30 protein-coding genes, 1 tRNA gene and 1 other RNA gene are annotated in these 26,528 nt (G+C 38.4%); 24 read left to right on the forward strand and 8 right to left on the reverse strand.

Going from position 1 to position 26,528, the window contains the following annotated elements; genetic code table 11:
• Positions 1-75: 75 nt before the first annotated feature.
• Positions 76-522, forward strand: coding sequence for a Fur family transcriptional regulator (locus tag FC64_RS04960; RefSeq protein WP_057906823.1), 447 nt, complete (start codon positions 76-78; stop codon positions 520-522).
• Between the two features lie 37 nt (positions 523-559).
• On the opposite strand, the gene FC64_RS04965 is transcribed toward FC64_RS04960, so the two are convergent.
• Entirely contained in the window at positions 560-1,078 is a 519-nt protein-coding gene (locus FC64_RS04965) for a DUF2507 domain-containing protein (protein WP_057906824.1), read from the reverse strand.
• A 119-nt stretch (positions 1,079-1,197) separates the two neighbouring features.
• Here FC64_RS04965 and FC64_RS04970 point away from each other — a divergent pair, with 119 nt between their 5' ends.
• From FC64_RS04970 to FC64_RS05005, 9 genes are all read left to right on the forward strand, one after another.
• Entirely contained in the window at positions 1,198-1,800 is a 603-nt protein-coding gene (locus FC64_RS04970; protein WP_057906825.1) for an XTP/dITP diphosphatase, read from the forward strand.
• Positions 1,801-1,817: 17 nt separating this feature from the next.
• Entirely contained in the window at positions 1,818-2,009 is a 192-nt protein-coding gene (locus tag FC64_RS07410; protein ID WP_202987266.1) for a hypothetical protein, read from the forward strand.
• A gap of 44 nt (positions 2,010-2,053) precedes the next feature.
• Positions 2,054-2,126: transfer RNA gene (locus FC64_RS04975), tRNA-Glu, on the forward strand.
• A 119-nt stretch (positions 2,127-2,245) separates the two neighbouring features.
• Entirely contained in the window at positions 2,246-2,542 is a 297-nt protein-coding gene (locus tag FC64_RS04980) for a hypothetical protein (RefSeq protein WP_057827687.1), read from the forward strand.
• A 216-nt stretch (positions 2,543-2,758) separates the two neighbouring features.
• The gene (locus FC64_RS04985) at positions 2,759-3,037 is read left to right on the forward strand and encodes an IreB family regulatory phosphoprotein (protein ID WP_057906826.1); all 279 of its coding nucleotides are present in this window, start codon (positions 2,759-2,761) and stop codon (positions 3,035-3,037) included.
• Positions 3,025-3,468, forward strand: coding sequence for a Holliday junction resolvase RuvX (ruvX, locus tag FC64_RS04990; protein ID WP_081035645.1), 444 nt, complete (start codon positions 3,025-3,027; stop codon positions 3,466-3,468). The genes FC64_RS04985 and ruvX overlap by 13 nt, the downstream gene beginning before the upstream one ends.
• A gap of 9 nt (positions 3,469-3,477) precedes the next feature.
• Positions 3,478-3,786 carry a DUF1292 domain-containing protein gene (locus FC64_RS04995; RefSeq protein WP_057827690.1) on the forward strand — a complete coding sequence of 103 codons (309 nt, stop codon included), beginning with the start codon at positions 3,478-3,480 and terminating at the stop codon, positions 3,784-3,786.
• Positions 3,787-4,266: 480 nt separating this feature from the next.
• The gene (locus FC64_RS05000; protein WP_057906828.1) at positions 4,267-4,458 is read left to right on the forward strand and encodes a hypothetical protein; all 192 of its coding nucleotides are present in this window, start codon (positions 4,267-4,269) and stop codon (positions 4,456-4,458) included.
• Positions 4,459-4,632: 174 nt separating this feature from the next.
• On the forward strand, positions 4,633-5,181 hold the full coding sequence (locus FC64_RS05005; RefSeq protein WP_057906829.1) for a DNA-3-methyladenine glycosylase I: 549 nt from the start codon (positions 4,633-4,635) through the stop codon (positions 5,179-5,181).
• A 56-nt stretch (positions 5,182-5,237) separates the two neighbouring features.
• On the opposite strand, the gene FC64_RS05010 is transcribed toward FC64_RS05005, so the two are convergent.
• The 4 genes from FC64_RS05010 to FC64_RS05020 all read right to left on the reverse strand — a co-directional run bounded on the left by FC64_RS05010 (position 5,238) and on the right by FC64_RS05020 (position 7,707).
• Complete coding sequence (locus FC64_RS05010; RefSeq protein WP_057906830.1) at positions 5,238-5,744, reverse strand: universal stress protein; 507 nt, start codon at positions 5,742-5,744, stop codon at positions 5,238-5,240.
• 66 nt (positions 5,745-5,810) lie between these two features.
• Positions 5,811-6,104 carry a hypothetical protein gene (locus FC64_RS05015; protein WP_057906831.1) on the reverse strand — a complete coding sequence of 98 codons (294 nt, stop codon included), beginning with the start codon at positions 6,102-6,104 and terminating at the stop codon, positions 5,811-5,813.
• A gap of 70 nt (positions 6,105-6,174) precedes the next feature.
• A non-coding RNA gene (gene ssrS, locus FC64_RS07335) (6S RNA) lies at positions 6,175-6,365 on the reverse strand.
• Positions 6,366-6,411: 46 nt separating this feature from the next.
• Positions 6,412-7,707 (reverse strand): replication-associated recombination protein A, encoded by a 1,296-nt coding sequence (locus tag FC64_RS05020; protein WP_057906832.1) that lies wholly within the window; start codon positions 7,705-7,707, stop codon positions 6,412-6,414.
• Positions 7,708-7,820: 113 nt separating this feature from the next.
• Here FC64_RS05020 and FC64_RS05025 point away from each other — a divergent pair, with 113 nt between their 5' ends.
• Complete coding sequence (locus FC64_RS05025) at positions 7,821-9,824, forward strand: hypothetical protein (RefSeq protein WP_057906833.1); 2,004 nt, start codon at positions 7,821-7,823, stop codon at positions 9,822-9,824.
• A 22-nt stretch (positions 9,825-9,846) separates the two neighbouring features.
• Here FC64_RS05025 and FC64_RS05030 read toward each other — a convergent pair whose 3' ends face one another.
• Together FC64_RS05030 and rpsD are read right to left on the reverse strand one after the other, a co-directional pair.
• Complete coding sequence (locus FC64_RS05030; RefSeq protein ID WP_057906834.1) at positions 9,847-10,314, reverse strand: YueI family protein; 468 nt, start codon at positions 10,312-10,314, stop codon at positions 9,847-9,849.
• A 90-nt stretch (positions 10,315-10,404) separates the two neighbouring features.
• Positions 10,405-11,010 carry a 30S ribosomal protein S4 gene (gene rpsD / locus FC64_RS05035; RefSeq protein WP_057827697.1) on the reverse strand — a complete coding sequence of 202 codons (606 nt, stop codon included), beginning with the start codon at positions 11,008-11,010 and terminating at the stop codon, positions 10,405-10,407.
• Between the two features lie 346 nt (positions 11,011-11,356).
• Here rpsD and ezrA point away from each other — a divergent pair, with 346 nt between their 5' ends.
• From ezrA to radC, 7 genes are all read left to right on the forward strand, one after another.
• Positions 11,357-13,075 (forward strand): septation ring formation regulator EzrA, encoded by a 1,719-nt coding sequence (gene ezrA / locus FC64_RS05040; protein ID WP_057906835.1) that lies wholly within the window; start codon positions 11,357-11,359, stop codon positions 13,073-13,075.
• Between the two features lie 172 nt (positions 13,076-13,247).
• On the forward strand, positions 13,248-14,396 hold the full coding sequence (locus FC64_RS05045; RefSeq protein WP_057906836.1) for a cysteine desulfurase family protein: 1,149 nt from the start codon (positions 13,248-13,250) through the stop codon (positions 14,394-14,396).
• A 12-nt stretch (positions 14,397-14,408) separates the two neighbouring features.
• Positions 14,409-15,626, forward strand: a complete 1,218-nt coding sequence (thiI, locus tag FC64_RS05050; RefSeq protein WP_057906837.1) for a tRNA uracil 4-sulfurtransferase ThiI — start codon at positions 14,409-14,411, stop codon at positions 15,624-15,626.
• A 320-nt stretch (positions 15,627-15,946) separates the two neighbouring features.
• Entirely contained in the window at positions 15,947-18,613 is a 2,667-nt protein-coding gene (locus FC64_RS05055; RefSeq protein WP_202987267.1) for a valine--tRNA ligase, read from the forward strand.
• 74 nt (positions 18,614-18,687) lie between these two features.
• Positions 18,688-20,016 carry a bifunctional folylpolyglutamate synthase/dihydrofolate synthase gene (locus FC64_RS05060; protein WP_057906838.1) on the forward strand — a complete coding sequence of 443 codons (1,329 nt, stop codon included), beginning with the start codon at positions 18,688-18,690 and terminating at the stop codon, positions 20,014-20,016.
• A complete protein-coding gene (locus FC64_RS05065) occupies positions 20,006-20,659 on the forward strand; it encodes an HAD family hydrolase (RefSeq protein WP_057906839.1) in 654 nt (217 codons plus the stop codon). The genes FC64_RS05060 and FC64_RS05065 overlap by 11 nt, the downstream gene beginning before the upstream one ends.
• 43 nt (positions 20,660-20,702) lie before the next feature.
• Entirely contained in the window at positions 20,703-21,374 is a 672-nt protein-coding gene (gene radC, locus FC64_RS05070) for a RadC family protein (protein WP_081035646.1), read from the forward strand.
• Here the strand turns inward: radC and FC64_RS05075 are convergent.
• Complete coding sequence (locus FC64_RS05075) at positions 21,371-22,099, reverse strand: sulfite exporter TauE/SafE family protein (protein ID WP_057906840.1); 729 nt, start codon at positions 22,097-22,099, stop codon at positions 21,371-21,373. The genes radC and FC64_RS05075 overlap by 4 nt on opposite strands.
• A gap of 105 nt (positions 22,100-22,204) precedes the next feature.
• On the opposite strand from FC64_RS05075, the gene FC64_RS05080 reads away from it, so the two are divergent.
• The 6 genes from FC64_RS05080 (at position 22,205) to minD (ending at position 26,458) form a co-directional block, all read left to right on the forward strand.
• Complete coding sequence (locus FC64_RS05080) at positions 22,205-22,426, forward strand: cold-shock protein (RefSeq protein WP_057906841.1); 222 nt, start codon at positions 22,205-22,207, stop codon at positions 22,424-22,426.
• Positions 22,427-22,506: 80 nt separating this feature from the next.
• On the forward strand, positions 22,507-23,508 hold the full coding sequence (locus FC64_RS05085) for a rod shape-determining protein (RefSeq protein WP_057906842.1): 1,002 nt from the start codon (positions 22,507-22,509) through the stop codon (positions 23,506-23,508).
• 68 nt (positions 23,509-23,576) lie between these two features.
• Entirely contained in the window at positions 23,577-24,428 is an 852-nt protein-coding gene (gene mreC / locus FC64_RS05090) for a rod shape-determining protein MreC (RefSeq protein WP_057906843.1), read from the forward strand.
• Between the two features lie 9 nt (positions 24,429-24,437).
• Positions 24,438-24,950, forward strand: a complete 513-nt coding sequence (mreD, locus tag FC64_RS05095) for a rod shape-determining protein MreD (RefSeq protein ID WP_057906844.1) — start codon at positions 24,438-24,440, stop codon at positions 24,948-24,950.
• A gap of 21 nt (positions 24,951-24,971) precedes the next feature.
• The gene (locus tag FC64_RS05100) at positions 24,972-25,649 is read left to right on the forward strand and encodes a septum site-determining protein MinC (protein ID WP_057906845.1); all 678 of its coding nucleotides are present in this window, start codon (positions 24,972-24,974) and stop codon (positions 25,647-25,649) included.
• Positions 25,650-25,651: 2 nt separating this feature from the next.
• The gene (gene minD, locus FC64_RS05105; RefSeq protein WP_057906846.1) at positions 25,652-26,458 is read left to right on the forward strand and encodes a septum site-determining protein MinD; all 807 of its coding nucleotides are present in this window, start codon (positions 25,652-25,654) and stop codon (positions 26,456-26,458) included.
• Positions 26,459-26,528 lie beyond the last annotated feature (70 nt).

Consider the following 26,528-nt stretch of genomic DNA (forward strand, 5'->3'; position numbering starts at 1 on the left):
ATTATATTTAATATACATTTAGAAAATTTCTAAATATAGATTATATCAAATGTCGACTAATAGGAAGTGTTTTCAATGAATGTTAAGAAAATTTTACAAGATAATGATATTACTCCTACCTTACAACGGATTGTGATTTTAAATTATTTGATGAGTAGTTCAAAACATCCAACTGCAGATCAAATTTTTAATGATATCAATCAAGATCAAAATGTTACGATTAGCAAAGCAACGGTATATAACACGTTAAATTACTTTATTGAAAAAAATTTAGTAATTAAAGTTATGACATCGAAATGTACGCAACCGCATTATGACTATTTTTTAAAGCCTCATTTTCATTTGATTTGCAGCAAATGCGGTAAGATTATCGATGCAAATTATGATAATTTTAATAATGATTTAAATCATATGGTTTTAGAGGCTCAAAAAAATGAATTTAAAGTTTCGAATGAAAGTATAAACTTATATGGAGTTTGCAAAACTTGTTTGGAAAATGATGAGGAAGATAGCGACAATTAATTATAAAAAAATGCGACGAAAGTCGCATTTTTTACTTCTATTCATCAGTTGTTTGGGTTGATTGAACTTTATCAAATTCAATCATTGAAAATGGCTCAATGCTTGATGCTTCTGTTTGAACAGGTGCATGGGAGTCAATAGTTATTGTCAAAGTCACAAGTGGCTTTTTGGAATCGATTTTTTCAACTTTAGCTTCAGTCGTTAAATTATTATGAAGTTGAAACGTTTCGGCAATAAAGCCGGCTTCAAGTTGAAAATCCGGTTTTTCAGTTGCATCAAATCGAACCTTAACCGGCTCGCCGCTTAATTCAAAGGTATGTTCTTCTTTCTTTGATTTAATATGAGTCAATGTTCCCCATCCAGCATATTCGAAAAATAAGCGCAAGTCATTATCAGTTGCAAGTAATAATTTACGCGCCAAGAGCTTTCCGGCCCAATACATAATATCTTCGTTATTGCCAACTAATGACGGAATCAAAACATCGCGCAAAAGTTCGCTTCCAAGCGTGGTTCCAGTCGAATGACTTAATACTTGATTATAAAAGTTTTTTTTCATAATTAAGCTCCTCTAAACTTATCGTTATGTTTAATTATACCTTTTTAAAGATAAAAATTCTTACTAATTTGTAAAATCAATGATAGAATAAGGATAAATTTAAGAGATGGGGAATCGAAATGCCAAAGATTTTAATTGCAACCAAAAATCCAGGAAAAGCACGTGAATATCGGAAAATATTTGAACCAAAGGGGTTTGAAGTGACAACATTGTTGGATCTTGATGCGGATCAAGTTCCAGTAATTGATGAAAATGGGAGCAGCTTTGCTGAAAATGCATTGATTAAGGCAAATGCTCTAATGAATGTTACGCATGCAACGGTTTTGGCCGACGATTCAGGTCTATGTGTTGATGCCTTAGATGGAGAACCAGGGATTCATTCGGCTCGGTATGCAGGAGATCATAATGACGTTGCGAACCGAAAAAAATTGCTTGAAGCATTAAAAGGGGTTCCGGCAAGTGAACGGACAGCTTATTTTCACACTTCAATCGTTGTTGTTCATCCTGACAAGGCACCGCTTGAAGTCAGTGGTGAAGCATTTGGACGAATTCTTAATCAGGAAAATGGAAATGATGGTTTTGGCTATGACCCGCTGTTTTATTCAAACGATTTACAGAAGTCATTTGCTGAAGTTTCAGTTGATGAAAAGAATCAGGTCAGTCATCGTGGTAAAGCAGTAAAGAAATTAATGGCTGAGTTTGATAATTGGTGGCAAGATTAATTTAAGGAATGAATTTAATGCGACACGAAATTGAAAATCTCAAACTGCGAATGATCAAGTGGAGTATTTTTACCATTATTATTTTAGTAATGAGTGAACTTTTTAAGATTAAGTTATTCTTGGTGATTGGCTGTTTGAGTTTAGGTTGGTGTCTGATATTATTTGCAATGTTTATTTATTTTTCTTGGCGGCATTTTTATGATAAGTAAACTTGATTTTTATTAACAAGAGGGTATAATAAAGAAAGTAACTTTGCCCGTTGGTCAAATTGGTTAAGACGTCGCCCTCTCAAGGCGGAGTTGCGGGTTCGATCCCCGTACGGGTGATATACTCTGGGAATGCTCGTATATTATGAGCATTTTTCTTATATCAAGGACCAAATCTTAGTTTATTGAAAGACAACTTGGTATAATAAAAGAGTAAAAGGCAGATAAGGAGGAGTAACATGCTAAAGAAAACAAAACATTTCTTAAGAGCCCATGGTGTTGACTATGAAAAAGAGCACGTTAATCCATTAATTGTGCCTGAAAAAGTGTATGTTTTAAAGTTTGGTAAAAAAGGCGAAAAACTTAATAATCGCTTTATTGTAGATCATACGTATACATGGACCGGACGCATTCGGATCAATAAGATTATTCTCCGTTTACATGGACAACACCATCCACGGGAGTTTAATAGTGAGACAGATTTGTTACTATATTTGAAAAAGCATGCCAAATCATTTGCAAAAGCAAATGCGTAATGAGCATGATCAATGAAAATTTTGAAGAGACAGGTTTTCGATTTTGACGAGAGCTTGTCTCTTTGTTTCAATATTTAAAGTTAAATCGCGAATTTAAATGATAGGGATGATTTTTCATTTCTGTTACATTTGGTAGTTTTATTCAAAATTATTTGAGGTAATTTGGGGAGTTTAGTAAAATAAAGGCATTAGATAATAATTACGGAGGTGTTCTGGATGACATCATCAGATAAGACAGTTTTCTTTGATTATAACGAAGGGGAACAAAAAGAAATTCATCAAACATTACAAACGGTATACAATGCACTTGAAGAAAAAGGATATAATCCAATCAATCAAATTGTTGGATATCTGATTTCAGGTGATCCAGCATACATTCCGCGGGCTGATAATGCGCGGAACTTAATTCGAAAATTTGAACGCGACGAAATTATTGAAGAGTTAGTTCGTTCATATCTTAATAGAGAGGATATGAAGATCAATTGGCACGAATAATGGGACTCGATGTCGGTTCAAAGACGGTCGGAATCGCTGTAAGTGATCAATTGGGATGGACAGCGCAGGGGGTAGAGATCGTCCGGATTAATGAAGACGAAGAGGTTTTCGGCTTGGACCGGGTCGTTGAACTTGCAAAGGAAAAACAAGTTGTGGGGTTTGTAATTGGATTACCTAAGAATATGAATAATACTTGCGGCCCACGCGTTGAAGCCGCTCAAAAATATGGTAAGATGTTACAAGCAAAGATCAATTTGCCAATTGATTTTCAAGATGAACGGTTAACGACGGTTGAAGCCCAACGAATGTTGATTGAAGAAGCGGATGCATCACGGAAGAAACGTTATCAAGTAATCGATAAACTGGCAGCAACATTGATCTTGCAAAACTATTTAGATCGCAAAGGAAAACTGTTAGACTTACTAAAGTGAGGTAAAAGAATGGCAAAAAATAATCAAAACCAATCAAATGATGATAATTTGATCACATTAGTTGATGATAAGGGAAATGAAAGTTTGTATGAAATTTTATTCACGTTTGAATCTGAAGATTATGGTAAATCATATATTCTTTTAATTCCAGCTGGTTCAGAACCAGAAGAACAAGTTGATGTGCTTGCTTTTGCATTTGATCCGGATGAAAACGGCGATGCAAAGGATGCAGAACTTTACGACATTGAAAGTGATGAAGAATGGGATATGGTCGAAGGTGTCCTTGATACATTCTTAAACGATGAAAATATGCAATAGACATGTTCGAGATAATCGTAAAAGGCGATGACGAAAGTCATCGTCTTTTTTTAGCGGTCTAAAAATTAAATTTTAAATGTGGTAAAATATTAGCGTTATTTTTTTAACTAATGTAAGGGAAGGAATATGATTAGTTTACTTAAATTAGTATTATTTGTGATTTCAGTAAGCTTTCTTGTCGAAATTTCACTCTTGTCTTCCGGTAATGGCCAACGTTCTTTATAAGCAGCGTCTGGATTCAGTTTGATATTGCTTCGAAGCAGGAATTGAACGATAAGAAAAGATAAATTTGACAAATCATACAGTATCAATTTTAGGAGTGCTATTGCTTTTCTGAATTTTGGCGACAATCTTTAAGAAAATTATCTTTTTTATTGTGTTTGCGGGAATTATGGTTCTCGTACCGAACATACGAAAAAAAGGTTGTCGTTGCTGAACAGGTTAGCATTGACAAATGACTTGCGGTTTTGAAGATTTTTCTTGAAGACTGGATATTTTGATGCTGGCGGTGGTGTCGTTTTATTGGCACTTTTGATTGTCAATACCTTTGCAGTCAATAATACATTAAAGAATTTTACATTGGTTTTTGCAAATGTGATTGGCGCAGTTGTTTATCTTTTTAAAATGCAAATTTTATGGAAGTATGTTATGCCATTAGCGGTTGGATTGTGATTTGGCGGTCAAAAATCGTTCGGGTTATGTCAGAACGTAAAATGCGGATCGTGACTGTATTTTGTCATGGATCCTCGGAATTTCATTATTTTTACAAGCATATCATTTAATTTATGAAAACGGATCGCAAGTTTGCGGTCCGTTTTGCGTATTTAAAGATGAGGTGGTGTAAAAATGAGATGCTCATGGGCAGAAAATGGAAAGCAAAATATGATTGATTTTCATGATCATGAATGGGGCAAGCCGCAACATGACGAACAGCGCCTATTTGAAATCCTTTCATTAATGACCTTTCAGGCAGGATTGCAGTGGCAGTTGATTTTGGATCGGCGTTCCGTTTTAAAACAGGTATTTAATGACTTTGATATCCCGTCAGTGGCGGCAATGACTGAACGCGAAGTTGAAAAAATGATTCAAGTTGAACGAATGATTGCGAATCGAAGAAAAATTCGAGCAGTTATTCAAAACGCGCAGACTTTAAATCGGCTTCATAAAAAGAAAATCTTGCTTGAACAAATTTTATGGAGCTTAACGTCAAATCAAGTCATTGACCATCGGTGGCAGTGTGCAGAACAGATTCCATCCCAAAGTGCACTTTCAGTTCAATTCGCACGTCAACTGAAATATTATGGGTTTACGTTTGTCGGCCCGAAAAACGTATATGCTTATTTAGAAACGATTGGGGTAATCAATGATCATTTAATTGGATGTGAATGGCGATAAAAAGAAAAGGTTGGAATCGTAATTGATTGCAATTCCAACCTTTTGAATTTATTCAATTATAACCCTTCACGTCGATTAGCCTTAATCAAATCCTTTGTTAAAGCAGGTTTGTTTTCAAGGTCAGTTCGAACAACAAGTACATCGCATTCAGCTGTTCGAGTTACGTATTCAGTAACGGAACCGATTAAAATTCGTTCAACGGCATTTAAACCAGTTGCACCAATCATGATCAAATCAATTTTCTTTTCATCTGGGATATCTTTGGCGATGATTACCTTTGGAGCCCCATATTCAACTGAAAAGTCAACGTTTTTAATACCTGCTTTTTTTGCTTCATCAGCATACCCACTTAATGTCTTCTTGGCGGTTTCGGTAACCTGTTCAACCATTGTGGTATCGAAACTTGAAATGTTTTGGAAAGCCCGGGTATCGACAACGTGAACGAGGTGCAACGCTGTATCTTCACCGTTCCGTTTGGCAACGTTAATGGCTTTCTTGAATGCTAATTCTGATTCATATGAACCATCGATTGGGACTAAAATATTTTTATAACTTTGTAACATTGATAATCACCTTCCTATCCTCAACTTCATTCTACAAAATTTATCTAGAAAAAGAAAGCGAAATCATTAATTTGAGAAAAGATAAATTAACAAGGTAAAAGTCATGATGGTTGCAAGGATGACATCGATTACAATCATCCATAAAAACGGAACGAGATTTGCCATGAAACTTGTAAATAAAGTTGCAAGCCCGGCGATTATCAAACATCCGCCTAAAACGGCAAGGGTAGTTGAAAAGGATGGTTTATCAGCAAGTGAGAAAATAAGAAATTTTTTCTTCCGGTGTGTCCATAGATATTCTCCAAGAAACATAATGATCAGGCTTAAAATAATAACTAAAATACGGGTAATAAGTGACATTCAGACTCCTCCAACTAATCAATTTTCTTTAAATTATTATATCAAAAAAGGATGTGACTGCTCACATCCTCGTTGCTCCATTAGTGCCGTTAATCGTCTCTTGTAGTTGAACCCGCAATATCAGCAGGAACGGATCACTTAAGATGGCTTTTGGTTCTCAAGTGAAATGAGCCTGCCAGCCACCAAATATCGTGATCCTCATGTCTAAAAGTGTTCGGTCAACCTTACATTGATGAGACAATGCGTACACCATAGAAATATTCTGACAGTATCTTAACACGCCTAAAACCTTTTTTCAAATTAGAAACTACTCATCCTTTTCAAGCGGACGGCCCTTAAATTTTTCAAGGCGATAATACTGTTCTGCAAGGGCTTTTTCATAACGCCCATTCTTTTTAGGAATGTAGTAATGTCGGTTTTTAATTTTATCAGGAAGATATTGTTGTTTGACCCAATCGTGCGGATAGTCATGCGGGTATTTATATCCGATTCCGTGACCAAGTTTTTCAGCTCCCTGATAATGTGGATCTTTAAGCCAATTCGGAATTTCGCCGTAATTGCCTTGATGCAAATCATCGAGGGCTTTGTCAATCGCACTGATTGCGGAGTTTGATTTGGGTGATAAGCATAAGTCGATGACTGCTTCAGCAAGCGGAATCCGGGCTTCAGGAAATCCAACCTTTTCAGCAGCGGTAACGGCTGCAACGGTTCGCGCGGCTGTTTGCGGATTGGCTAAGCCAACATCTTCATATGCGATTACTAAAAGGCGACGGGTCACACTTGGAAGATCATCGGCATCAGCCATGCGGGCTAAGTAATGTAAAGCTGCATCAACATCGGATCCACGAATCGATTTTTGAAAGGCAGAAACGACATCGTAGTGAGCATCGCCATTTTTATCATGAATGAGAGCTTTGTGTTGGACACATTCTTCAGCAATTTTTAACGTGATGTGGATTATGCCGTCATCGTTTGCGGGTGTGGATTTCACTGCAAGTTCAAGAGCATTCAGCGAGCTGCGTAAATCACCATGGGTTGCATTTGCAAGATGTTTAATGGCAGCATCATCAAGCTTGACGTTAAATGCTCCTAATCCATTTTTCTTATCATGAAGCGCGCGTTCTAAGGCTTGCCGAATATCCATTGCTGTTAACGGTTTAAGCTCAAAAATCTGCGTTCGGCTTCGAATCGCCGGATTGATCGTAATGTATGGATTTTCAGTCGTCGCTCCAATTAGAATGATCTGTCCGTTTTCAAGATGAGGCAAAAGAAAATCCTGTTTTGGTTTTGTTAAACGATGAATTTCATCTAACATCAAAATTACCGTTCCGCTCATTTTAGCTTCAGCAACGATTTGCTCGAGAGCTTTTTTCGAATCTGTGGCGGCATTTAATTTGCGAAATGCGTATTTTGTTGATCCTGCAATTGCACTTGCGATGCTAGTTTTTCCGGTTCCTGGCGGCCCATAAAGAATCATTGAAGAGAGGAGTTTAGCGTTGACCATTCGGCGAATAATTTTGCCAGGACCAACAAGATGTTGTTGACCAACGATTTCATTAAGGTTTTGCGGCCGCATCCGGTATGCTAATGGATGAAATGCCATGATGTCATTTCCTTTCAATAATTTTCTAGTATTATAGCACTTTTAAAGGGTACCCGTTAAACATAAAATTGAGTATAATTATAGTAAAATTAAGCATAACAGGATGAATTAGCATGAAATTAGATGAAATTGGAAAAACAATCAAGGATGAAGGATTAATTGATGCTTTGAATAATTTCAAATATTCAATAAAGCAGATGTATTTGGTTGTTGATGAAAACGGCAATGCAGTCAATGATCTTGCATCGATGATCGATGAAAATCAATATTTGCATATTAAAGGCAATCATATTGAACTTGTTCAACCGCATGGATTCCGTCTTGAACGATTAAAGCAAGAAACACGTCTTCAACTGCAGTTTTTAAAACACCAATTAGCAAGGCATGGGTTCAGACTATGGCCGTTAGCAGCCGATGAAAATAGCAGTGTGGCGATTTCGATTCAACTCCCGGAACAGCTCTTTTTGGAACTTTATCAGCGAAAATTCAAGCAATATAAGATTAATTACTATGATTTTCGAAATCAAATTTATTTAAAAATTGCTCAAGGATTTGAACTGTGTCAGCCATTTTTGACCTATTTTATGGGTTCATCCTTGGCATTCTTTAATAATCTTGATGAACGGGCACGACGGTCGGCCTTGACCTTTGATCTCCTAAAAGGAATTCAAGATTTTCAGCCGGATTTTCGGTCAGTCAAAAGTTATTTGGGAACGAAAAATGCAGTGGGAAAGGTTGCGCTTGAAGGGCAATTTGATCATCAACACGGGATCACAGCGTTAATGCTCCGAAAGCTGGATTTTAATCCAGATAGTCAATTAGGAATTGGATTGAATATTTTGAACCTGATCGATATGATGGCCGGATACTTTTTAATGAATGACGGTGTCGCAAATGACCAATTGATGGATCAAATTAAGGCTTCTCGCGAATTAGACCTTAAAGTTGCGGCCGCAAGTCCTTTCCGTAAACTTAATGAATTAGTAAAATTTAAAGCATTGATTGATAACTTAAACCACTTTGCAACTGCTTTTAATTACGGCGAAAATTGGAACGGAACCATGGAGAATATCAAAGCTAAGCTGGAAGATGGAATGCAGACGCTGGCAGCTCGTTTATTACGAGAACAGGGAAGTCAGTCACTGTTGAAGTTTTTGCTTGCGAAGATTAAGAATGAGTTGGCAAAAGAGCAATCATTGAAGTTATCTGTCAATTCAACACACGTTTTACAGGCTGCATTTGAACAGGGAATGGATTATCAGGTGATCGATAATGACCAGGATATTGTTGAAATTAACGGTCATTATGTCTGGAACGGTTTGCAAAGTGACTTAGACCAAGCAGTAACGGCAAAGATATGGGATAACAAAGAATTGACAAAGCAGTTGGTCGGGGACCTTGCAATTCAAATTCAGCCTTCATGGAAGATTACAACGGTTGATCAGGCTGTGCGTCTTTATCCAATGGTCAAAGGAAAAGCCATTATTCTTAAAAATGCTGTTGGGCATTCTGATACACATGGGATTTTATACCGAATGGCTCCAAGTAAGAAAGAGTTTATGGAAAGTGTCGGAGTGATGTTGAAGCAAACTGCACAGGTTTTAGTTGAACAGGTTTCAACGGGATCAACTTACCAAGCATTGATCTTGAACGGGAAAGTTGCCAGTTTAATTGAACGAATTCCGGAAAATGTGGTTGGCGACGGCCGAAAAACCTTAAAACAATTAATTGAAAGTAAACAACTCGAGCTTGGACGCAATGAAAAGAAAACGTTGATGATGCAGGGACTGACGCTTGACCAAGTTGTTCCGCGCGGAATTCAAGTATTATTACGGTATGATTCATTTACCGGTTCACAATTTCAAAGTGTAGATGCATTAAATGATGCTGATCAAACATATATTCAATTACTCGAAAAAATTGCCGCCCAGCTTCAAATGCGTGATGGTCTGATTGATATGATTTTTAGTAATATTTATCAACCATATTCAGAAGACCATCCTGAATTAGCAGTCTTCTTAAGCGCCCATGCAAATGGTGATTTTCAACCGCACGAAAAGATGGCATTGAATCAGCAACGCGATATTGCGTCGCTGATTGTTGAACAATTTAAATAAAGGTTTGGCATTTGCCAAGCCTTTATTTTTTATGGAATAAATTTTTTAATGAAAAACGATGTTTTGAAGGCTTTTCAGCGGAAACCGTCGCTGCATTGTTATCAAGTGGATAGCGAAGCGCAACATCAACGATTTCAGTGTGAATAGCCTGATGAGAAGCAGCAATTACGACCGCTAAATCAGAGGCTGCGTGGGGGAAGGTCAAATCGGAACTGCAGGTAAATGAAGCGTTGGCTGAATTGGCAATTTGAATTAGCCGGCTTAACTGGTCTTGATCAACGCTACCGTTGATTGTCATTCGGTATTCAGGATGCGCTTCAAGTTCTTTTTGAATTGCCGGATAATATTTTTCAGAATTAAGTTGCGCAAACGTCACGGTTAAGTCAACTCGTTCGCGGAAGGTGCCAAGATATTTGCGCTGTTCATCGGGTTTTAATTTCGGGGTCCCGTACATTCCTTTATTCAGATGTTCTTGTAATTCATCAGTCATGGTTCAACCTCCTTTAAGTATCGTTATTATATCAGATAAAAAAAGAAGGCTGCAATTGTTGCAGCCTTCCGCTTAATAATTGATAAATCATTAAAGTTTGTTGTAGTATTCAACGATAAGTGATTCATCGATGTTAGCATCTAATTCGTCACGTTCTGGTAAACGAACTAATGTACCTTCCATCTTGTCTTCGTCAAATGATACGAATGGAGCACGACCAACAACGGCTTCCAAAGCATCCTTAACGATTTGTAAGTTCTTTGAACGTTCACGTAATGAAATTACTTGACCTGGTTGAACTTCGTATGATGGAATATCAACGCGCTTGCCATCAACAGTGATGTGACCGTGGTTAACAAGTTGCCGTGCTTGACGACGAGTTGTTGCTAAACCTAAACGGTAAACAACATTGTCTAAACGTTGTTCCAAAAGGATCATGAAGTTATCACCGTGTTTACCTTCACGGATCTTGCCGGCACGTTTAAATGTGTTAGCAAATTGACGTTCTGTCATGCCGTACATCATACGTAACTTTTGCTTTTCACGTAATTGCATACCGTATTCTGATAACTTCCGACGGCTTTGACCGTGCTGACCTGGGGCGTATGGGCGCCGTGCTAATTCTTTACCTGAGCCTGTAAGGGAGATTCCCAAACGACGTGAAACCTTCCATGATGGACCTGTATAACGAGACATAATATCGTTCCTCCAAAAATATATTTTTATGGAGTAAAATAACGGTGCAGACTTAGTATTCGTGCAGTTGATTTTAGACGTTCGCTTTTGCAGCCGAAAAGTTACTTGCAGAACCAAAATGGCAACCAACTGTTGACGTTCTTACCGTCTGCTGCTGCATTATTTTACACATTTGCCATTGTACCGGTCTGCCGTCGGAAAGTCAATGGGTGATTTGGAATTTATTTATAATTAAACATTTTAATAGGAATGCCCGTTTATATGGTATAATTATGGAGAATAAAATTAGTGGTTATTTTAAATAAGAATTGATTCAAATAATTGTACGGATGAAGGATGGGATTTTATGGTTATCTTTTTGATTTCACTAATTATTATTGCGTTAGTGATCTACTTAGGAGTGTATTTGTTTAAACGCCATAAAGCAAAGCAAATTGAGGTTTACCAAGCAAAGGTAAATGAAATCACGGAAAATTCACTTGAAAAGGAACTGGCTGAAATCAGCAAGTTAAATTTATCGGGTGACAGTTTAACGGAATTTGAAAAGGTTGATAAGAACTACCGCGAGATCGTCAACCGCAAGCTTCCTGAAATTTCAGAATTGTTGAATGATTTGCGTGAATTGAACCAGCACTATCAATTTGGACGAATCAATCATGAATTAAAAGATGTGGATGAAAAGTTAAGCGGCACTGTTGCTCAATTTGAAAAGATCAAGGAAGAATTGAAGAATATCCGTAAGGTTACGGAAGAGCATCAAAAAGCGGTTGAAGAATTAAGCGAAAAGTATAAAGATTTGCGGAAGACGCTTCTTGCTAAGAGCTTTTCATTTGGCCCAAGCAGTGACAAACTTGAGGAACAACTTGGCAAATTGGAACAGCAGTTCAATGATTATACGAAATTGATGGAAAGTGGCGATTATGTTAAATCAGCTAAACCACTTTCAGATTTACAAGATGCAACCGCTGAAATGGAAGAAAAGGTGGAAAAGATTCCGCCGATCTTTAAAAGTTTAAAGAGTGTTTTTCCTGACCAACTCAAGGAATTAAATAGCGCTGTTGATCAGCTGCTAAAAGAAAAATACGTTTTTCATGAAGATTTAAAAAAGAAACTTGCTGACATCCAAAAAATGGTTGATAAGAATTTCGAAAACTTAAAGAAGGTTGACTTGAAGAATGCAACCAAACTTGATGAAAAGCTCACAACGGATATCGACAAGGTTTATGATGAGATTGATCAAGAATACCGAGCACGCAAAGTAGTTGAAAAGAATTACAATTATTATCAAGATTTTGTTGAACATGCAGAACGGCAAGAACATGAATTGTTGATCGACTTGGATCGGTTATCTCAAAATTATGAATTAACACATAATGAATTTGAAGAGGCTCATGATCTTCAAGTTCAAATTCAAGCAATTCGGAAAGATTTTGATAACTTTACGAAACAACGGTCAGAAGGCGTGATTTATTCAGACGAATTGAAACGGCAAAAAGATAACATTGATAAATTGACCAAGATTGAAAAGAAGCAAAAAGAAATCAATGATGGGGTTTCAAATCTTTGGAAAGAAGAAAAGGAAGCTCAGAAAGCCGTTCAAGGATTCGATCTTGAAATTCACCGGATGCGCCGGGATGTTGAAAAGTTAAATTTACCTGGCCTTTCACGTGAATACACTGATTATTTCTTTAAGGTGAGCGATGAGATTGAAAACTTGGATGAGGCGTTAGGTCAAATTCAAATCAACATGGATGAAATTACGAAAGCGTTGATTAATACCCAATCTGATTTGGACGTTTTAGGCGATAAAACAAAAGAAATCATTGATTGTGCAACGTTATCTGAAGAATTCTTGCAATATGCCAACCGGTATCGGACACGTTATCCGGAAGTTGAAGAAGCATATAAGAAAGCAAGCCAACTATTTAATAAAGAATACAATTACGTTGATGCGCTTGATACGATTTCAAATGCAGTTGAAGAAGTTGAACCGGGAGCATATAAGCGAATTACTGATGATTATGAGTCACAGGAACAGGCTCAACGGCAATATCCAATGAATTAAAAAATTGCGGCAGATGCCGCAATTTTTTGTTACTGAAATAATTAGCGAATGATCAGTTGAATCAAGGCTGACGTTCGGTTTTTCCCTTTACAAAAAGTTAGTAAGATGATTAAATTAGTTACGAGTCGTACCAGAATACATGTAAATAAATTTTAACGGAAAGGATAATTTGATGATTTATTTTGATAACAGTGCAACAACTAAAATGGATCCGTCAGTTTTGCAAACGTATGACGCGGTTTGTCAAAATATTTGGGGAAATTCATCATCGCTTCATTCATGGGGTGAAAAGGCGTTCAATCTTCTTGAACAGTCACGGAAGCAGATTGCCGATTTGATGAATTGTTATCCGGATGAGATCTATTTTACAAGTGGCGGAACGGAAAGTGACAATTGGGCAATTAAGGGAACTGCCATGGAAAAGCGCCCATATGGAAAGCACATTATTACGTCAAGTGTTGAACATGCAGCAGTAATGAACAGCATGAAACACCTTGAAAAGATGGGCTTTGATGTGACTTATCTGCCGGTCGATGATGAAGGTCGGGTTTCGCCCGAAGATGTTCGCAAAGCAATTCGGAAAGATACGATCTTAGTTTCAGTTATGGCAATCAATAATGAAATTGGAACGATTCAACCAATTGAAGAAATTGCTGAGATTTTAAATGATCATCCGAAGATTCATTTTCATGTTGACTCTGTTCAAGCGATTGGCAAAGGGGTTGAAAAGTTGATTCGGAACCCACGGGTTGATTTTCTTGCATTCTCAGGTCACAAATTCCATGCACCGCGCGGAACAGGCTTTATGTACAAAAAACGTGGCCGAATGATTCAGCCACTGGTCGATGGTGGTGGTCAGGAAAAGAACTTGCGCGGTGGAACTGAAAACTTACCGGCAATTGCCGGAATGGCTAAGGCACTTCGCCTTTTGATGGACGATGAAGACCAAAAGGTTGCTCATCAACGGGCAATTAAAAATCGAATTTATCAACATATTAGTCAATTTGATAAAGTGCATATTTTCTCAAAAAATGATGAAACGTTTGCACCGCATATTTTATGTTTCACAATTGATGGTGTTCGTGGTGAATCAATCGTGCATGCATTTGAAAAATATGATATTTATATTTCAACGACGAGTGCTTGTTCATCAAAGAAGGGTGACATTGCGGGAACATTAGCTGCGATGAAGGTTCCAGAAAAGATTGCAACTTCAGCTGTGCGGATCAGCCTTGATGAACATAATACGCTTGAGGAAGCAGATGAATTCAACCGCGTTTTCGATAAGTTATATGAAGAATTTAAAATGATCAACTCATAATGGAGGACTTTGATGCAATATTCAGAAATTATGGTTCGCTACGGTGAACTTTCAACGAAAGGAAAGAACCGCAAAAATTTCATTGACAGGTTAGGATACAATGTTCGCCAAGCATTGCATGAATTCCCAAATTTAAAGATTGCGGCGCACCGTGATCGGATGCACATCCAATTAAACGGTGAAGACTCAGAAAAGGTAATGGCTCGGTTGGGTCAAGTTTTTGGAATCCAAAACTTTTCACCATCGGTAAAGGTTGAACGTGATGTTAAGAAAGTTCAAGCAATGGCAATTGAAATGATGAAGGAAAAGTATCATCCCGGATTAACGTTTAAGATTAATACTCGGCGTTCAGATCATAAATTCAAATATGATACAAATGCGATGAATGATCTTTTAGGTGGCACAATTTTACAAGCCTTTGATGATATTCACGTTAAAATGAAAGACCCGGATGTAACGTTAAGATGTGAAGTGCGGCCGGATGGAATTTTCTTATCATACGGAAAGATTAATGGAGCTGGCGGTTTGCCAGTTGGAACAGCTGGTAAGGCAATGCTGATGTTGTCTGGCGGAATTGATTCGCCGGTTGCGGGGTACCTTGCAATGAAGCGTGGGGTTGCTATTGAAATGGTTCACTTCTTCAGCCCGCCATATACCAGTGAACAGGCATTAAATAAGGCTAAGCAATTAACGGCAAAACTGGCACCATATGTTGGAACAATCAAGTTTATTCAAGTTCCATTTACAGAAATTCAAGAAAAGATTAAACATGAAGTCCCAGAAGGATATTTGATGACAATTCAACGGCGCTTTATGTTGCGGTTAGCCGAAAAGATTGCTAAAAAACGGAAAGGTCTTGCTATTTTTAATGGTGAAGCGTTAGGCCAAGTGGCATCGCAGACGCTTGAAAGTATGGCAGCAATTAACGATGTTACTACCATGCCGGTTTTGCGGCCAGTTCTTTCAATGGATAAAAATGAAATTATTGAGATTGCCCAAAAGATTGATACGTTTGACTTATCGATCCAACCGTTTGAAGATTGCTGTACCGTCTTTGCACCGCCAGCTCCGAAAACTAAGCCGCGAATTGATCGGGCACGGCAATATGAAGAACGCTTAGATGTTGATGGTTTGATTCAACGGGCACTTGATGGAATTCAAATTACCGAAATCAATAGTTCTGATGAATTTATGAATGCTAATCAGGAAAGCTTTGCCGAACTTCTTTAATCTGCTTGACGATTATTAAATTGCAGATTAGAATACAACTATAAGCAGAGAACAAGAGGGATATCTGATGTTCATTTTCCAGAAAAGACGGAGGTTGTGAAAGTCGAAATGGATCGGATATTTGTAGCTTGGGAGCTGTTATTCTGAACGGATATTAAGAATAACCGGACTGGCTGACAGTTCGTTATCATTAATCAGCTAAGCGGAAAGTGAATTAGTTTACTTTCAATTTAGGTGGTACCACGGCATTGTCGTCCTATGTTGACGGCAGTGCTTTTTTATATCCGCCAGTAAAATTTAAAAATGAAAGGAATCGACTGATGAGAGAAATCGATATGTCAACCAAGTACGATCCAAAAGAAGTTGAACCGGGTCGTTACGAAAAATGGGTTAAAGACGGTGTTTTTAAGCCAAGCGGCGATAAAAAAGCCAAGCCATATTCAATTGTTATTCCGCCACCAAATGTTACCGGAAAGTTGCATTTAGGTCATGCATGGGACAACACTTTGCAAGATATGCTGATTCGCCAAAAACGGATGCAAGGCTATGATACATTATGGGTTCCAGGAACCGACCATGCGGGAATTGCAACTCAGGCAAAGGTTGAAGCGCAATTGCGTGAAGAAGGCGTTACCCGTTATGACCTTGGCCGTGAAAAATTTGTTGAAAAGGTTTGGGATTGGGTTCACGAATACAGTGATATTATCCACAAACAATGGGCTAAGATGGGAATTTCCGTTGATTATGATCGCGAACGGTTTACTTTAGATGAAGGATTATCAAAGGCCGTTCGAAAAGTCTTTGTTGATTTATACAATAAAGGCTTGATCTACCGTGGCGAATACATCATCAACTGGGATCCGCAAGCGCGAACCGCCTTATCAGACATTGAAGTTATCCACCAAGATGACGAAGGGGCATTCTATCACGTTAAATATCCGTTTGTTGATGAAGACTACACCTTCAACGGCAAACACTACATTGAGATTGCAACGACGCGTCCGGAAACAATGTTTGGGGACGTTGCCGTTGCGGTCAACCCAAGTGATGAACGGTACAAGGAATTAGTTGGCAAGGAAGTTGTTTTGCCGCTTCAAGGTCGTCACATTCCAATCATTGCTGATCAATACGTTGATCCTGAATTCGGAACTGGAATGGTTAAGATTACTCCGGCTCACGATCCGAATGACTTTAAGGTCGGTAACCGGCATAATTTGAAACGCATCAATACCATGAATGAAGATGCAACGATGAATGAAAATGCCGGCAAGTACGAAGGCCTGGATCGATTTGAAGCTCGGAAAGCAATTGTTAAAGACCTTCAAGATGAAGGTTACATGTTGAAGATCGAACCAATCGTTCACAGCGTTGGTCACTCAGAACGGACAGGGGTTCAAGTTGAAGCCCGGTTGTCAACACAATGGTTCGTTAAGATGAAGCCGTTAGCTGAAATGGCATTGAAGAACCAAAAAGATGGCGAGAAGGTCAATTTTGTTCCAAAACGATTTGAACATACTTGGAATCAGTGGATGGAAAACATTCACGACTGGGTTATCTCACGTCAATTATGGTGGGGGCACCGCATTCCAGCATGGTATAACAAGCAAACTGGTGAAACATATGTTGGTATGGAAGCACCTGAAGATGCTGAAAACTGGGAACAAGATCCGGATGTCTTAGATACATGGTTCAGTAGTGCATTATGGCCATTTTCAACAATGGGGTGGCCAGATACGGATGCGGAAGACTTCAAGCGTTACTTCCCAACAAGCACCTTGGTTACAGGATACGATATCATCTTCTTCTGGGTATCACGAATGATTTTCCAAAGTCTTGAATTTACCGGAAAGGCACCGTTTAAGAACGTTGTTTTGCATGGCTTGATTCGGGATGAACAAGGCCGAAAGATGAGTAAATCACTTGGAAACGGAATCGATCCAATGGATGTTATTGATAAGTATGGAACGGATGCTTTACGGTGGTTCTTAACAACGGGTTCAACTCCAGGGCAAGATATCCGGTTCTCATACCAAAAGATGGATGGCGCATGGAACTTCATCAACAAAATTTGGAACGCCAGCCGGTTCGTAATCATGAACCTTGATGAAGATACTAAGGCTGAATTACCGCCAAAAGAAGAGTGGCAATTAGCTGATAAATGGATTATCAGCCGGTTGAACGACACGGTCAAAGATGTCATTCACTTCTTTGATACCTTTGAATTTGGTGAAGCTGGTCGGGCAATGTACAACTTTATCTGGAATGATTTCTGTGATTGGTACATTGAAATGGCCAAGGAAAACTTAAATGGTTATGATGAAAAGTTAAAGAAGAATACCCAAGCAATCCTTTGCTACGTGCTAGATCAAACATTGCGACTCCTTCACCCGGTAATTCCATTTGTAACTGAAAAGATTTGGTTGACAATGCCGCATGAAGGCAAATCAATCGTAGTTGCAAAGTATCCTGAAGTTCACGCTGAATTTGATGACCAAGATGCTGAACGGCAAATGGAAAACTTGATCGAATTGATCAAGTCTGTTCGGAACAGCCGAGCAGAAGTAAATGCACCAATGTCATCAGCAATTGATATTTTAATTAAGACTAAGGATGACGAAACCAAGAAAATCTTTGAAGACAATGTTGATTACATTCAACGCTTCTGTCATCCAAAGCACTTAGAAATCAATGCGGATGTTGAAGCACCGGCGTTGGCAATGACATCGGTGATCACCGGAGCCGAAGTTTATCTGCCGCTTGCCGATTTAATTGACTTGAACGAAGAAATTAAACGGCTTCAAGGTGAAGCAGCAAAACTTGAAAAAGAAGTTGCTCGCGGTGAAAAGAAACTTGGCAATGAAAAATTCGTTGCCAATGCACCAGAAGCAATAGTTGGCAAAGAACGCGAAAAACTTGCAAATTACAAGGAAAAACTTGTATCAACTAGTGATCGAATCAGTCAATTACAAGCTGAATTGGATAAATAATTTAGAAGAGAAGATTGAAGTTCAATCTTCTCTTTTTATATAATGAAGGAAATGATACAAGAAGGGGATTTAGCGTGAAACAATTAACTTATCAGGATGCTTTGGCGTTTATTCACGGACGCACGAAATTTAAAAAGATTCCGACGCTTGATCGAATGCGCGATTTTTGCAAGCGGCTAGGTGATCCGCAGCAAAAGCTTAAAATGATTCATGTAACGGGGACTAATGGAAAAGGGTCGACAACGGCCTATATTCGACAGATTTTAATTGAAAACGGATTTAAAGTCGGTTCGTTTACCTCACCATTCATTATTAAGTTCAATGATCGCATCTGTATTAATGGTGAAATGATATCGGATAATGATTTAGTGCAAATGGTAAGTGAAATTCAGCCGATTGTTGCGCAAATGGATGAAGATTGGGCCGATCGTGGCGGAGGTCCGACTGAATTTGAAATCGACACGGCAATTATGTTTAAGTATTTTGCAGAACAGCAGGTTGATTACGCGGTAATTGAAGTGGGGTTAGGTGGAACATATGATTCAACCAATGTTATTCAGCCATTGGTATCGGTTATCACTGGAGTAGCGAAGGACCATTTAAAATATCTTGGCCCGACATTAAAAGATGTCGCGCGAAACAAAGCGGGAATAATCAAGCCAGATACACCAGTCGTGGTTGCCGATTTACCTCAGGATTTTTTGGCAATCATTACGGAAAAAGCGCAGCGGATGAACGCTTCCATATATAAAATTAATGCCCAAATCAAAACGACGTTGCTTCCGAATAATGGATGGGGTGAGAATTTTGATTATGATTTTAGCGAAGTCCATTTGAAAAATGTTCACCTTGAAATGATGGGGGATTATCAGGTGGCAAATGCGGCTTTGGCAATTACGGCAGTTGAGTTGCTTGCTGAAAAAGAGCATTGGAATCTGCAAGGTGCGGATGTCAAGCACGCCCTTACCCAAACGAAGTGGCCGGGAAGATTTGAACGTGTAAACGAATCGCCATTGGTCATCTTAGATGGAGCACATAATATTCAGGCAGTCAAAAAGCTCGCAAAATTATTAAAGGAACGTTTCCATGATCGTCAAATCCACATTATTACTTCAATTTTAGCTGATAAGCAACCGAAAGAGATGCTGACAGAACTGTTAAAACTTTCAAACATTGATGTTACGATAACGCGGTTTAATAGCCCGCGGCCGGTAATCGATCCACAAAAAATTAAAGAAGAATTTCCAAAAGTGAATGTTGCCGCTCAGTGGCAACGAGCCCTAGTTAATACAGTTCAAACGATGGATGAAGATGACGTTTTACTCTTTACGGGATCCCTTTACTTTATTTCAGAAGTGCGTCATTATTTTGTAAATGATAAGGAGAATGCAAATGAAAATTGATGCAATGATTTTTGATATGGATGGGGTCGTATACGACTCTGAAAAAATGTATTTTGCAGCTGATCAAAAAGCAGCTCAAAAATTAGGATTTGAATTTACATTTGATTATTACAAACAGTTTATTGGCGGCGGTTACGATTTAATGTATAACCAAATGGTTGCCGATTACGGCGATCCGGAATTGATCAAACGTTTTTTGGAATTAAGCCGGGATGAAATCCTTCCGGTTGTAAAAGAGGGAATGTTGAATTTTAAACCGGGCTTTTTAGATTTAGCCAGATATTTAGAAGACCATCATATTCCATATGGGCTGGCTTCAAGCAACTATCGGGAAGATATTGATTTTTATCTTAAGGAAACAAATTTTGAAAACCGGTTTGATTTTATTGTTTCAGCTAACGATGTTCAGAAGGCGAAACCTTCACCGGCAATTTTCTTAAAAGCATGGGAAAAAGCTGGCCGGCCAGATAAAGAAAAAACGATTATTATTGAGGATTCAACCAACGGGATCAAGGCAGCTAATCAGGCCGAGATTCCAGTAATTATGGTGCCGGACTATATTCAACCTGAAGAATTTGAACGCAAACACACGTTAACAATTCAACCAGACTTAGATGCAGTAATTGATTTTATTAAAGATTAAAAGACACCTCCATTTGCGAATTTGTAAGTGGAGGTGTTTTTGAATGTCATTAATCAATCAATTTCAAGCTGATTGTTTAGAAAAGCAGGTTAAACGTTACGGGACAGCCCAGCTGAGTGACCGGGAGCTATTGGGACTCTTGCTTTCGCAATTTTGTTCTGCACGGGCGGTTTCGCAACTGACAGACCAATTTTTTGCTGAAAATTTTGATTTGACGCATGTTAGTTATTTAACCGCAATGGATTGGGAAAGATACTTTAATAACCAAACGAAAGCGGTCAGAATGCAAGTGATCTGCGAATTTGTGAAACGTTGCCGGCAAAATCCACCACTTGTTTTAGGCCAAGTTGGTTCCAGTCAAATGATTGGAAACCATTTGATTGAAAAATTGAAATTTAACCGGCAAGAAGTTCTTTATGGAGTACTGTTGGATACGAAAAATCAAATTATTCACGAGAAGGAAATTTTTAAAGGAACGCTTGATAGCGCCACGGTTCATCCACGCGAAATTTTTCAGTTGGCAATTCAATTTACAGCGGCGCGAATCATTATTGCGCATAACCATCCGAGTGGAAAACCGGAACCATCAAAAAACGACCAGTTACTAACTGATCGTTTAGTGAAGTGCGGTGAGCTTTTAGGAATCGAATTGCTCGATCACATTATTATTGGTAAAAATAATTATTTTAGCTTTCGGGAAGCTCAATTAATTTAAAGGATTCCTTTAATCAGATTGTATGTTCCTGCAAGTAACATGACGATGTAAGCAATTTTACGAACGGTTTTCATCGAAATACGTTGTAAAATTTTAGTTCCAACAAAAGTGCCAATTAAGCAACCAATGATTCCGAAAAGGGCAAGCATGCCAATTTTTAAAGAAAGATGGATGCAAAGAATGTCCTCGGTTACCATCGCGATCGAAGTTAAAAAGAAAAAAGTTTGAATCGTCGCTTGGTATGTAACCGGGTCATCAATGACGGAATCGTAGTAAGCAACCATTGGCGGGCCGCCAACCGCAAACATTCCGCCGGTAAACCCGCTGACTGCACCGACGCCGAGTTCAGCCCAAATATTTTTCTTTAGTCGAACTTTTGGCGCAATTAAAATTAAGTAAATTGCGAGGATCCAAAGAAAAATTCCAAGCAGAATCGCCATTGTTTTTGATGAGAAGCCAACCATCAGATGGATTCCAAGATATGAAGTAAAGAATGAGATAATGGCGGGGGCAATGATCAATTGCCATTGAATCTTTTTAAAATATTTAATAATAATTGAGATCTGTAAAAACATACATGTGATTATTGAAATAAAAGTTGCATAACGATAGGCAACAATCATTGAAACGAGCGGAACAAAGAGAGAACCAAATCCAAAACCACCAGTTGTTTGAATAATTGCTGCACAAAATCCGATAAGCGTGATGAAAATAATGCTGGTCATTTGTTTTCTCCTTTAAGATGATGCTTCCATTATATCATTAACCATTTCTTGTTTATCAAAATTTGATATGATAGAATTTTGTTGCGTAAAGAAAGAAGGGCAATCATGTTAACGGGAACAGTTCATCAATTTAATAAACAAAAAGGATATGGGTTTATTACCCCGGATGATCACGGAAGGGACTTATTTGTTCATTTTTCAGCGATTGTTACCCCGGGATTTAAGACCCTTGATGAAGGACAACGGGTTCGGTTTGTTGAAATTGAAGGTAAACGCGGAATGCAAGCTGTCGAAGTTGAACCGTTGAATAGGGAACCCAACGATTGATTTTAGTGCTATTTAATTAATTTTAACTGTGGTATAATTTTACTAAATATTAAATTAAGCGGACGAAGGGATGAGAAAGAGTGTTCGGATTTGGTGCAAGAAATATCGGGATCGACCTTGGAACAGCGAACACAATTGTTTTTTCAGAAGGAAAGGGCATTGTATTACGTGAACCATCAGTGGTTGCAAAGAACACAAAGACAGACGAAATCGTTTCGGTTGGCTCAGAAGCACGAGCAATGATTGGAAGAACGCCAGCAAGCATTGTTGCGATTCGCCCAATGAAAGATGGGGTAATTGCCGACTATGATACGACGGTTTCAATGATGAAATATTACATTGATAAGTCACTTGAGCCTCATTCAGGACGGCCAGACGTAATGGTTTGTGTGCCAAGTGGAGTAACCGAGGTTGAAAAGCGGGCCGTGATTGATGCAACTAAAGTCGCAGGAGCAAAGGATGCATATGTAATTGAAGAACCGTTTGCGGCTGCAATCGGTGCCGGTCTTCCCGTAATGGATCCAACCGGAAGTATGGTTGTTGATATCGGTGGGGGAACAACAGATGTTGCAACGATTTCGTTAGGCGGAATCGTATCGAGCCGTTCAATTCGAATGGCAGGTGATAAACTCGATGAAGCGATCACAGCATATGTGCGGCAACATTACAATTTGTTGATTGGTGAACGGACAGCAGAACAATTGAAGATCGACGTTGCTTCAGCTTCAGTTGAAGCTGCGAAAGAATTAGATAGTCAAAGCGTTCGGGGCCGTGATTTGATCAGTGGATTGCCACAAACGGTCGAAATCAAGCCAGAAGATGTTGCGAAGGCGATTCAAGAGGTTGTTCAAGCAATTATTACAGCAATCAAAGAAACATTGGAAGAAACTTCTCCTGAAATTGCTGCCGATGTTATTGATCACGGAATTGTGTTAACTGGTGGCGGAGCACAATTAAGACATTTACCAGAAGTTATTTCAGAAGCAACGAAGGTTCCAGTATTTGTTGCCTCAGAACCACTTGATTGTGTTGCCATTGGTACGGGTGAATCATTAAAGAATATTGATGTGATGAAGAAATAACATGGCAATTAAAAATCGTATCATCTCGGTTTAAAATGATACGGTTTTTATTTTGAGGAGGATTTTAAATGCAAAAACCATTTTTCAATAAGAAACTTGTCGTTACAATGGTATCGTTAATTATCGCGTTCTTATTGATTGCATTTTCGATTTTTGTCCGGAATGATCGTTCGACACCTTCCTTTATTCAAAATATTGGAAACAGTGCCGCTGGAATTGTTGATAAGGTTGTAAATGCTCCAGTTGAGGGGATTTCACGGGTGACCGGATCTGTTTCGAACTTAACTGATACATATCAAGAAAATGCGCAACTGAAGAAAAAATTAGACTCAATGAATGCCCTTCAAGTTGAAAATGAAACTTTAAAGCAAGAAAATAAGCAATTAAAACAACAATTATCATTGAATAAGAGTTTGACATCATATAATGATATTTCAGCCTATGTTATTTCGCGTTCACCTTCAACCTGGCAAAATCAAATTGTAATCAGTAAAGGATCGAATGCAGGAATTACAAAGGGTTCAGCTGTTGTGTCAGATAAAGGCCTGATTGGCCGGGTAATGGAAGTTAATAAAAATAACAGTAAAGTCGAATTGGTAACGACCCAGGATGACGCAGCTGATCGGTTTGCCGTTCAATTGATTGATAATAACGGTCAGACTGTAAACGGTTTGATCACGGGTTACGATACAGATACAAACTTATTAGTCATGGGACAGATTACCTCAAAGGAAAATATAAAAAAAGGAGCCCAAGTAATTACTTCTGGTTTAGGCGGAACTACACCCAAAGGATTATTTGTTGGGACAGTTGAAAAGGTCGTTAACCAACAAGCAGGACTTCCAACTAAGATTTACATTAAGCCGGCAGCTGATATGACAAACTTAAACGTTGTAACGGTTGCTAAACGGCAAGATTAGAGGTGCACTATGCGAATTCCTAAAATGAGATATATCTTTCCGCTTGGATTGATTCTTGCAATTTTTTTGGATGGAACGTTAACGCACGTTTGGTCAGGATGGATGATTACCCCAACAACGTTTGTTGAATGTCGGACAGTTTTTCTGTGGATTTTTATAGCTGTTTGTTTTGGCGAAGTTGATCATATCATTCCATGGGCAATTTTTGCAGGCTTGATGTACGACATGTTCTATACCGGTATAATCGGGGTCTTTTTGATTCTTTTTCCATTGATGATTTATATTACGCGGTGGATCATGCAATACTTTGAGCCTTCATTTATTGTATTGCTGTTAATTTATTTGATTGATATTACTGTTTTAACGGCTCTTTCATATGGAATGAATTTGATTGTTGGCCAAACGTCAGTGTCAGTCGTTAATTTTATCGGAAGGACTTTAGGACCGACGTTGGCTTTTAACTTAGCATTGTACGTGGTTTTATATTATCCACTTAAAAGACTTTTTCTCAAATATTCATAGTAATTAAAAGAGGTGAGCGACTTGGCAAACGAAGCAATTTCACTTAAAGGACATAAAGATGGATATGAGATCGTTCTTCGAAGTGCTGCAAAGTTCAGTGACATTGAGCAGGAACTTAAACAACTGTTAGATCATCTTTATAAAGATAATTCCAAGTTTGACGCTGATCAGGTCGATTTTAAGATTCAAACGGGCAACTGGTTATTGTCAGCGGATGAAAAAAAGAAAATTGAAGATATTTTTGCAAACTACCCGTTATTTTCAATTCACCGGATTAAGGCTGATGTTATTTTGAAAGATGACGCGGCAGCAATTATTGAAAAGAATATGATTCATGCGAATGCGGATATTATTCGAAACGGACAGATTAAAACAATTGATGGGGACGTGCTCTTTATGGGAACGGTCCATGAAGGTGGAATCCTTCAAGCAACTGGAAATGTTTATCTTTTAGGAAAGGCTGAAGGAATCGTTTCGGCCGGCTTTCCAGATAACAATTCAGCGGTAATTGTTGGGGATGTTACCCATGCTCAACAGGTTCGAATTGCCGATCTAGTTACGATTTTTGATGATGAAGTGCAGCCAGATGAGTCAAAGCCAGTCGTTTTTGTAAATGATTTACATAAGCTTGCATATTTGAGGATGGATGAATTAAAGAAATTAAGGCCTAAGATTTATGCCAAGTTTGGAGGATTTTAATTATGGGAAAATCAATTGTAATTACTTCAGGAAAGGGCGGAGTAGGGAAAACAACAACCTCTGCTAACCTGGGAACAGCTTTGGCATTAATGGATAAAAAAGTTTGTTTGATTGACCTTGATATTGGGTTACGGAACCTTGACGTTGTGTTGGGACTTGATAACCGAATTATCTATGACATTGTCGATGTTGCACAAGGACGAGCAAAGTTACACCAAGCATTAATTAAAGATAAACGCTTTGACGATAAGCTTTTCCTTCTTCCGGCTGCTCAAAACACAGATAAAAGTGCACTTGAACCTGAAGAAGTGAAGAAGATCGTTGAAGAATTACGTCCAGACTTCGATTATATTTTGCTTGATTGTCCAGCAGGAATTGAACAAGGATTTATGAACGCTGTTGCCGGTGCAGATCAAGCGATTGTTGTTTCAACGCCAGAAATATCATCTGTTCGCGATGCTGACCGGGTTGTCGGCTTATTAGAACAAAAGGACTTAAAGGAAGCGCCGATGCTAATCATTAACCGAATCAAAAAACATATGGTCAATGACGGCGATATGATGGATGTTGATGAGATTACGCGTCATTTGTCAATCAAATTGTTAGGAATCGTCTTTGATGATGAAGACGTAATCAGTTCATCAAATAAGGGTGAACCAGTGGTGTTAAACGAAAAAAGTGCTGCGGGACAGGGATACCGCAACATTGCCCGGCGACTTGAAGGTGAAACGGTTCCGTTAATGTCCCTTAAAGAACAGAAGAAAAAAGGACTCTTTGAGAAAGTTACAGAATGGTTTAAGAGAAAATAAATTTGATTTAAAGGGCATTTGGAGTAGATCAAATCTAAATGTTCTTTTTTATTTTAATTTTTGAGAAAGA

Source organism: Ligilactobacillus araffinosus DSM 20653, from assembly GCF_001435375.1.
GTDB lineage: Bacteria > Bacillota > Bacilli > Lactobacillales > Lactobacillaceae > Ligilactobacillus > Ligilactobacillus araffinosus.

Coding starts and splice junctions, on each gene's coding strand:
- FC64_RS04960 (WP_057906823.1), top strand. CDS start 76: ATGAATGTTAAGAAAATTTTACAAGATAATGATATTACTCCTACCTTA.
- FC64_RS04965 (WP_057906824.1), bottom strand. CDS start 1,078: ATGAAAAAAAACTTTTATAATCAAGTATTAAGTCATTCGACTGGAACC.
- FC64_RS04970 (WP_057906825.1), top strand. CDS start 1,198: ATGCCAAAGATTTTAATTGCAACCAAAAATCCAGGAAAAGCACGTGAA.
- FC64_RS07410 (WP_202987266.1), top strand. CDS start 1,818: ATGCGACACGAAATTGAAAATCTCAAACTGCGAATGATCAAGTGGAGT.
- FC64_RS04980 (WP_057827687.1), top strand. CDS start 2,246: ATGCTAAAGAAAACAAAACATTTCTTAAGAGCCCATGGTGTTGACTAT.
- FC64_RS04985 (WP_057906826.1), top strand. CDS start 2,759: ATGACATCATCAGATAAGACAGTTTTCTTTGATTATAACGAAGGGGAA.
- FC64_RS04995 (WP_057827690.1), top strand. CDS start 3,478: ATGGCAAAAAATAATCAAAACCAATCAAATGATGATAATTTGATCACA.
- FC64_RS05005 (WP_057906829.1), top strand. CDS start 4,633: ATGAGATGCTCATGGGCAGAAAATGGAAAGCAAAATATGATTGATTTT.
- FC64_RS05010 (WP_057906830.1), bottom strand. CDS start 5,744: ATGTTACAAAGTTATAAAAATATTTTAGTCCCAATCGATGGTTCATAT.
- FC64_RS05015 (WP_057906831.1), bottom strand. CDS start 6,104: ATGTCACTTATTACCCGTATTTTAGTTATTATTTTAAGCCTGATCATT.
- FC64_RS05020 (WP_057906832.1), bottom strand. CDS start 7,707: ATGGCATTTCATCCATTAGCATACCGGATGCGGCCGCAAAACCTTAAT.
- FC64_RS05025 (WP_057906833.1), top strand. CDS start 7,821: ATGAAATTAGATGAAATTGGAAAAACAATCAAGGATGAAGGATTAATT.
- FC64_RS05030 (WP_057906834.1), bottom strand. CDS start 10,314: ATGACTGATGAATTACAAGAACATCTGAATAAAGGAATGTACGGGACC.
- rpsD (WP_057827697.1), bottom strand. CDS start 11,010: ATGTCTCGTTATACAGGTCCATCATGGAAGGTTTCACGTCGTTTGGGA.
- ezrA (WP_057906835.1), top strand. CDS start 11,357: ATGGTTATCTTTTTGATTTCACTAATTATTATTGCGTTAGTGATCTAC.
- FC64_RS05045 (WP_057906836.1), top strand. CDS start 13,248: ATGATTTATTTTGATAACAGTGCAACAACTAAAATGGATCCGTCAGTT.
- thiI (WP_057906837.1), top strand. CDS start 14,409: ATGCAATATTCAGAAATTATGGTTCGCTACGGTGAACTTTCAACGAAA.
- FC64_RS05055 (WP_202987267.1), top strand. CDS start 15,947: ATGAGAGAAATCGATATGTCAACCAAGTACGATCCAAAAGAAGTTGAA.
- FC64_RS05065 (WP_057906839.1), top strand. CDS start 20,006: ATGAAAATTGATGCAATGATTTTTGATATGGATGGGGTCGTATACGAC.
- radC (WP_081035646.1), top strand. CDS start 20,703: ATGTCATTAATCAATCAATTTCAAGCTGATTGTTTAGAAAAGCAGGTT.
- FC64_RS05075 (WP_057906840.1), bottom strand. CDS start 22,099: ATGACCAGCATTATTTTCATCACGCTTATCGGATTTTGTGCAGCAATT.
- FC64_RS05080 (WP_057906841.1), top strand. CDS start 22,205: ATGTTAACGGGAACAGTTCATCAATTTAATAAACAAAAAGGATATGGG.
- mreC (WP_057906843.1), top strand. CDS start 23,577: ATGCAAAAACCATTTTTCAATAAGAAACTTGTCGTTACAATGGTATCG.
- mreD (WP_057906844.1), top strand. CDS start 24,438: ATGCGAATTCCTAAAATGAGATATATCTTTCCGCTTGGATTGATTCTT.
- minD (WP_057906846.1), top strand. CDS start 25,652: ATGGGAAAATCAATTGTAATTACTTCAGGAAAGGGCGGAGTAGGGAAA.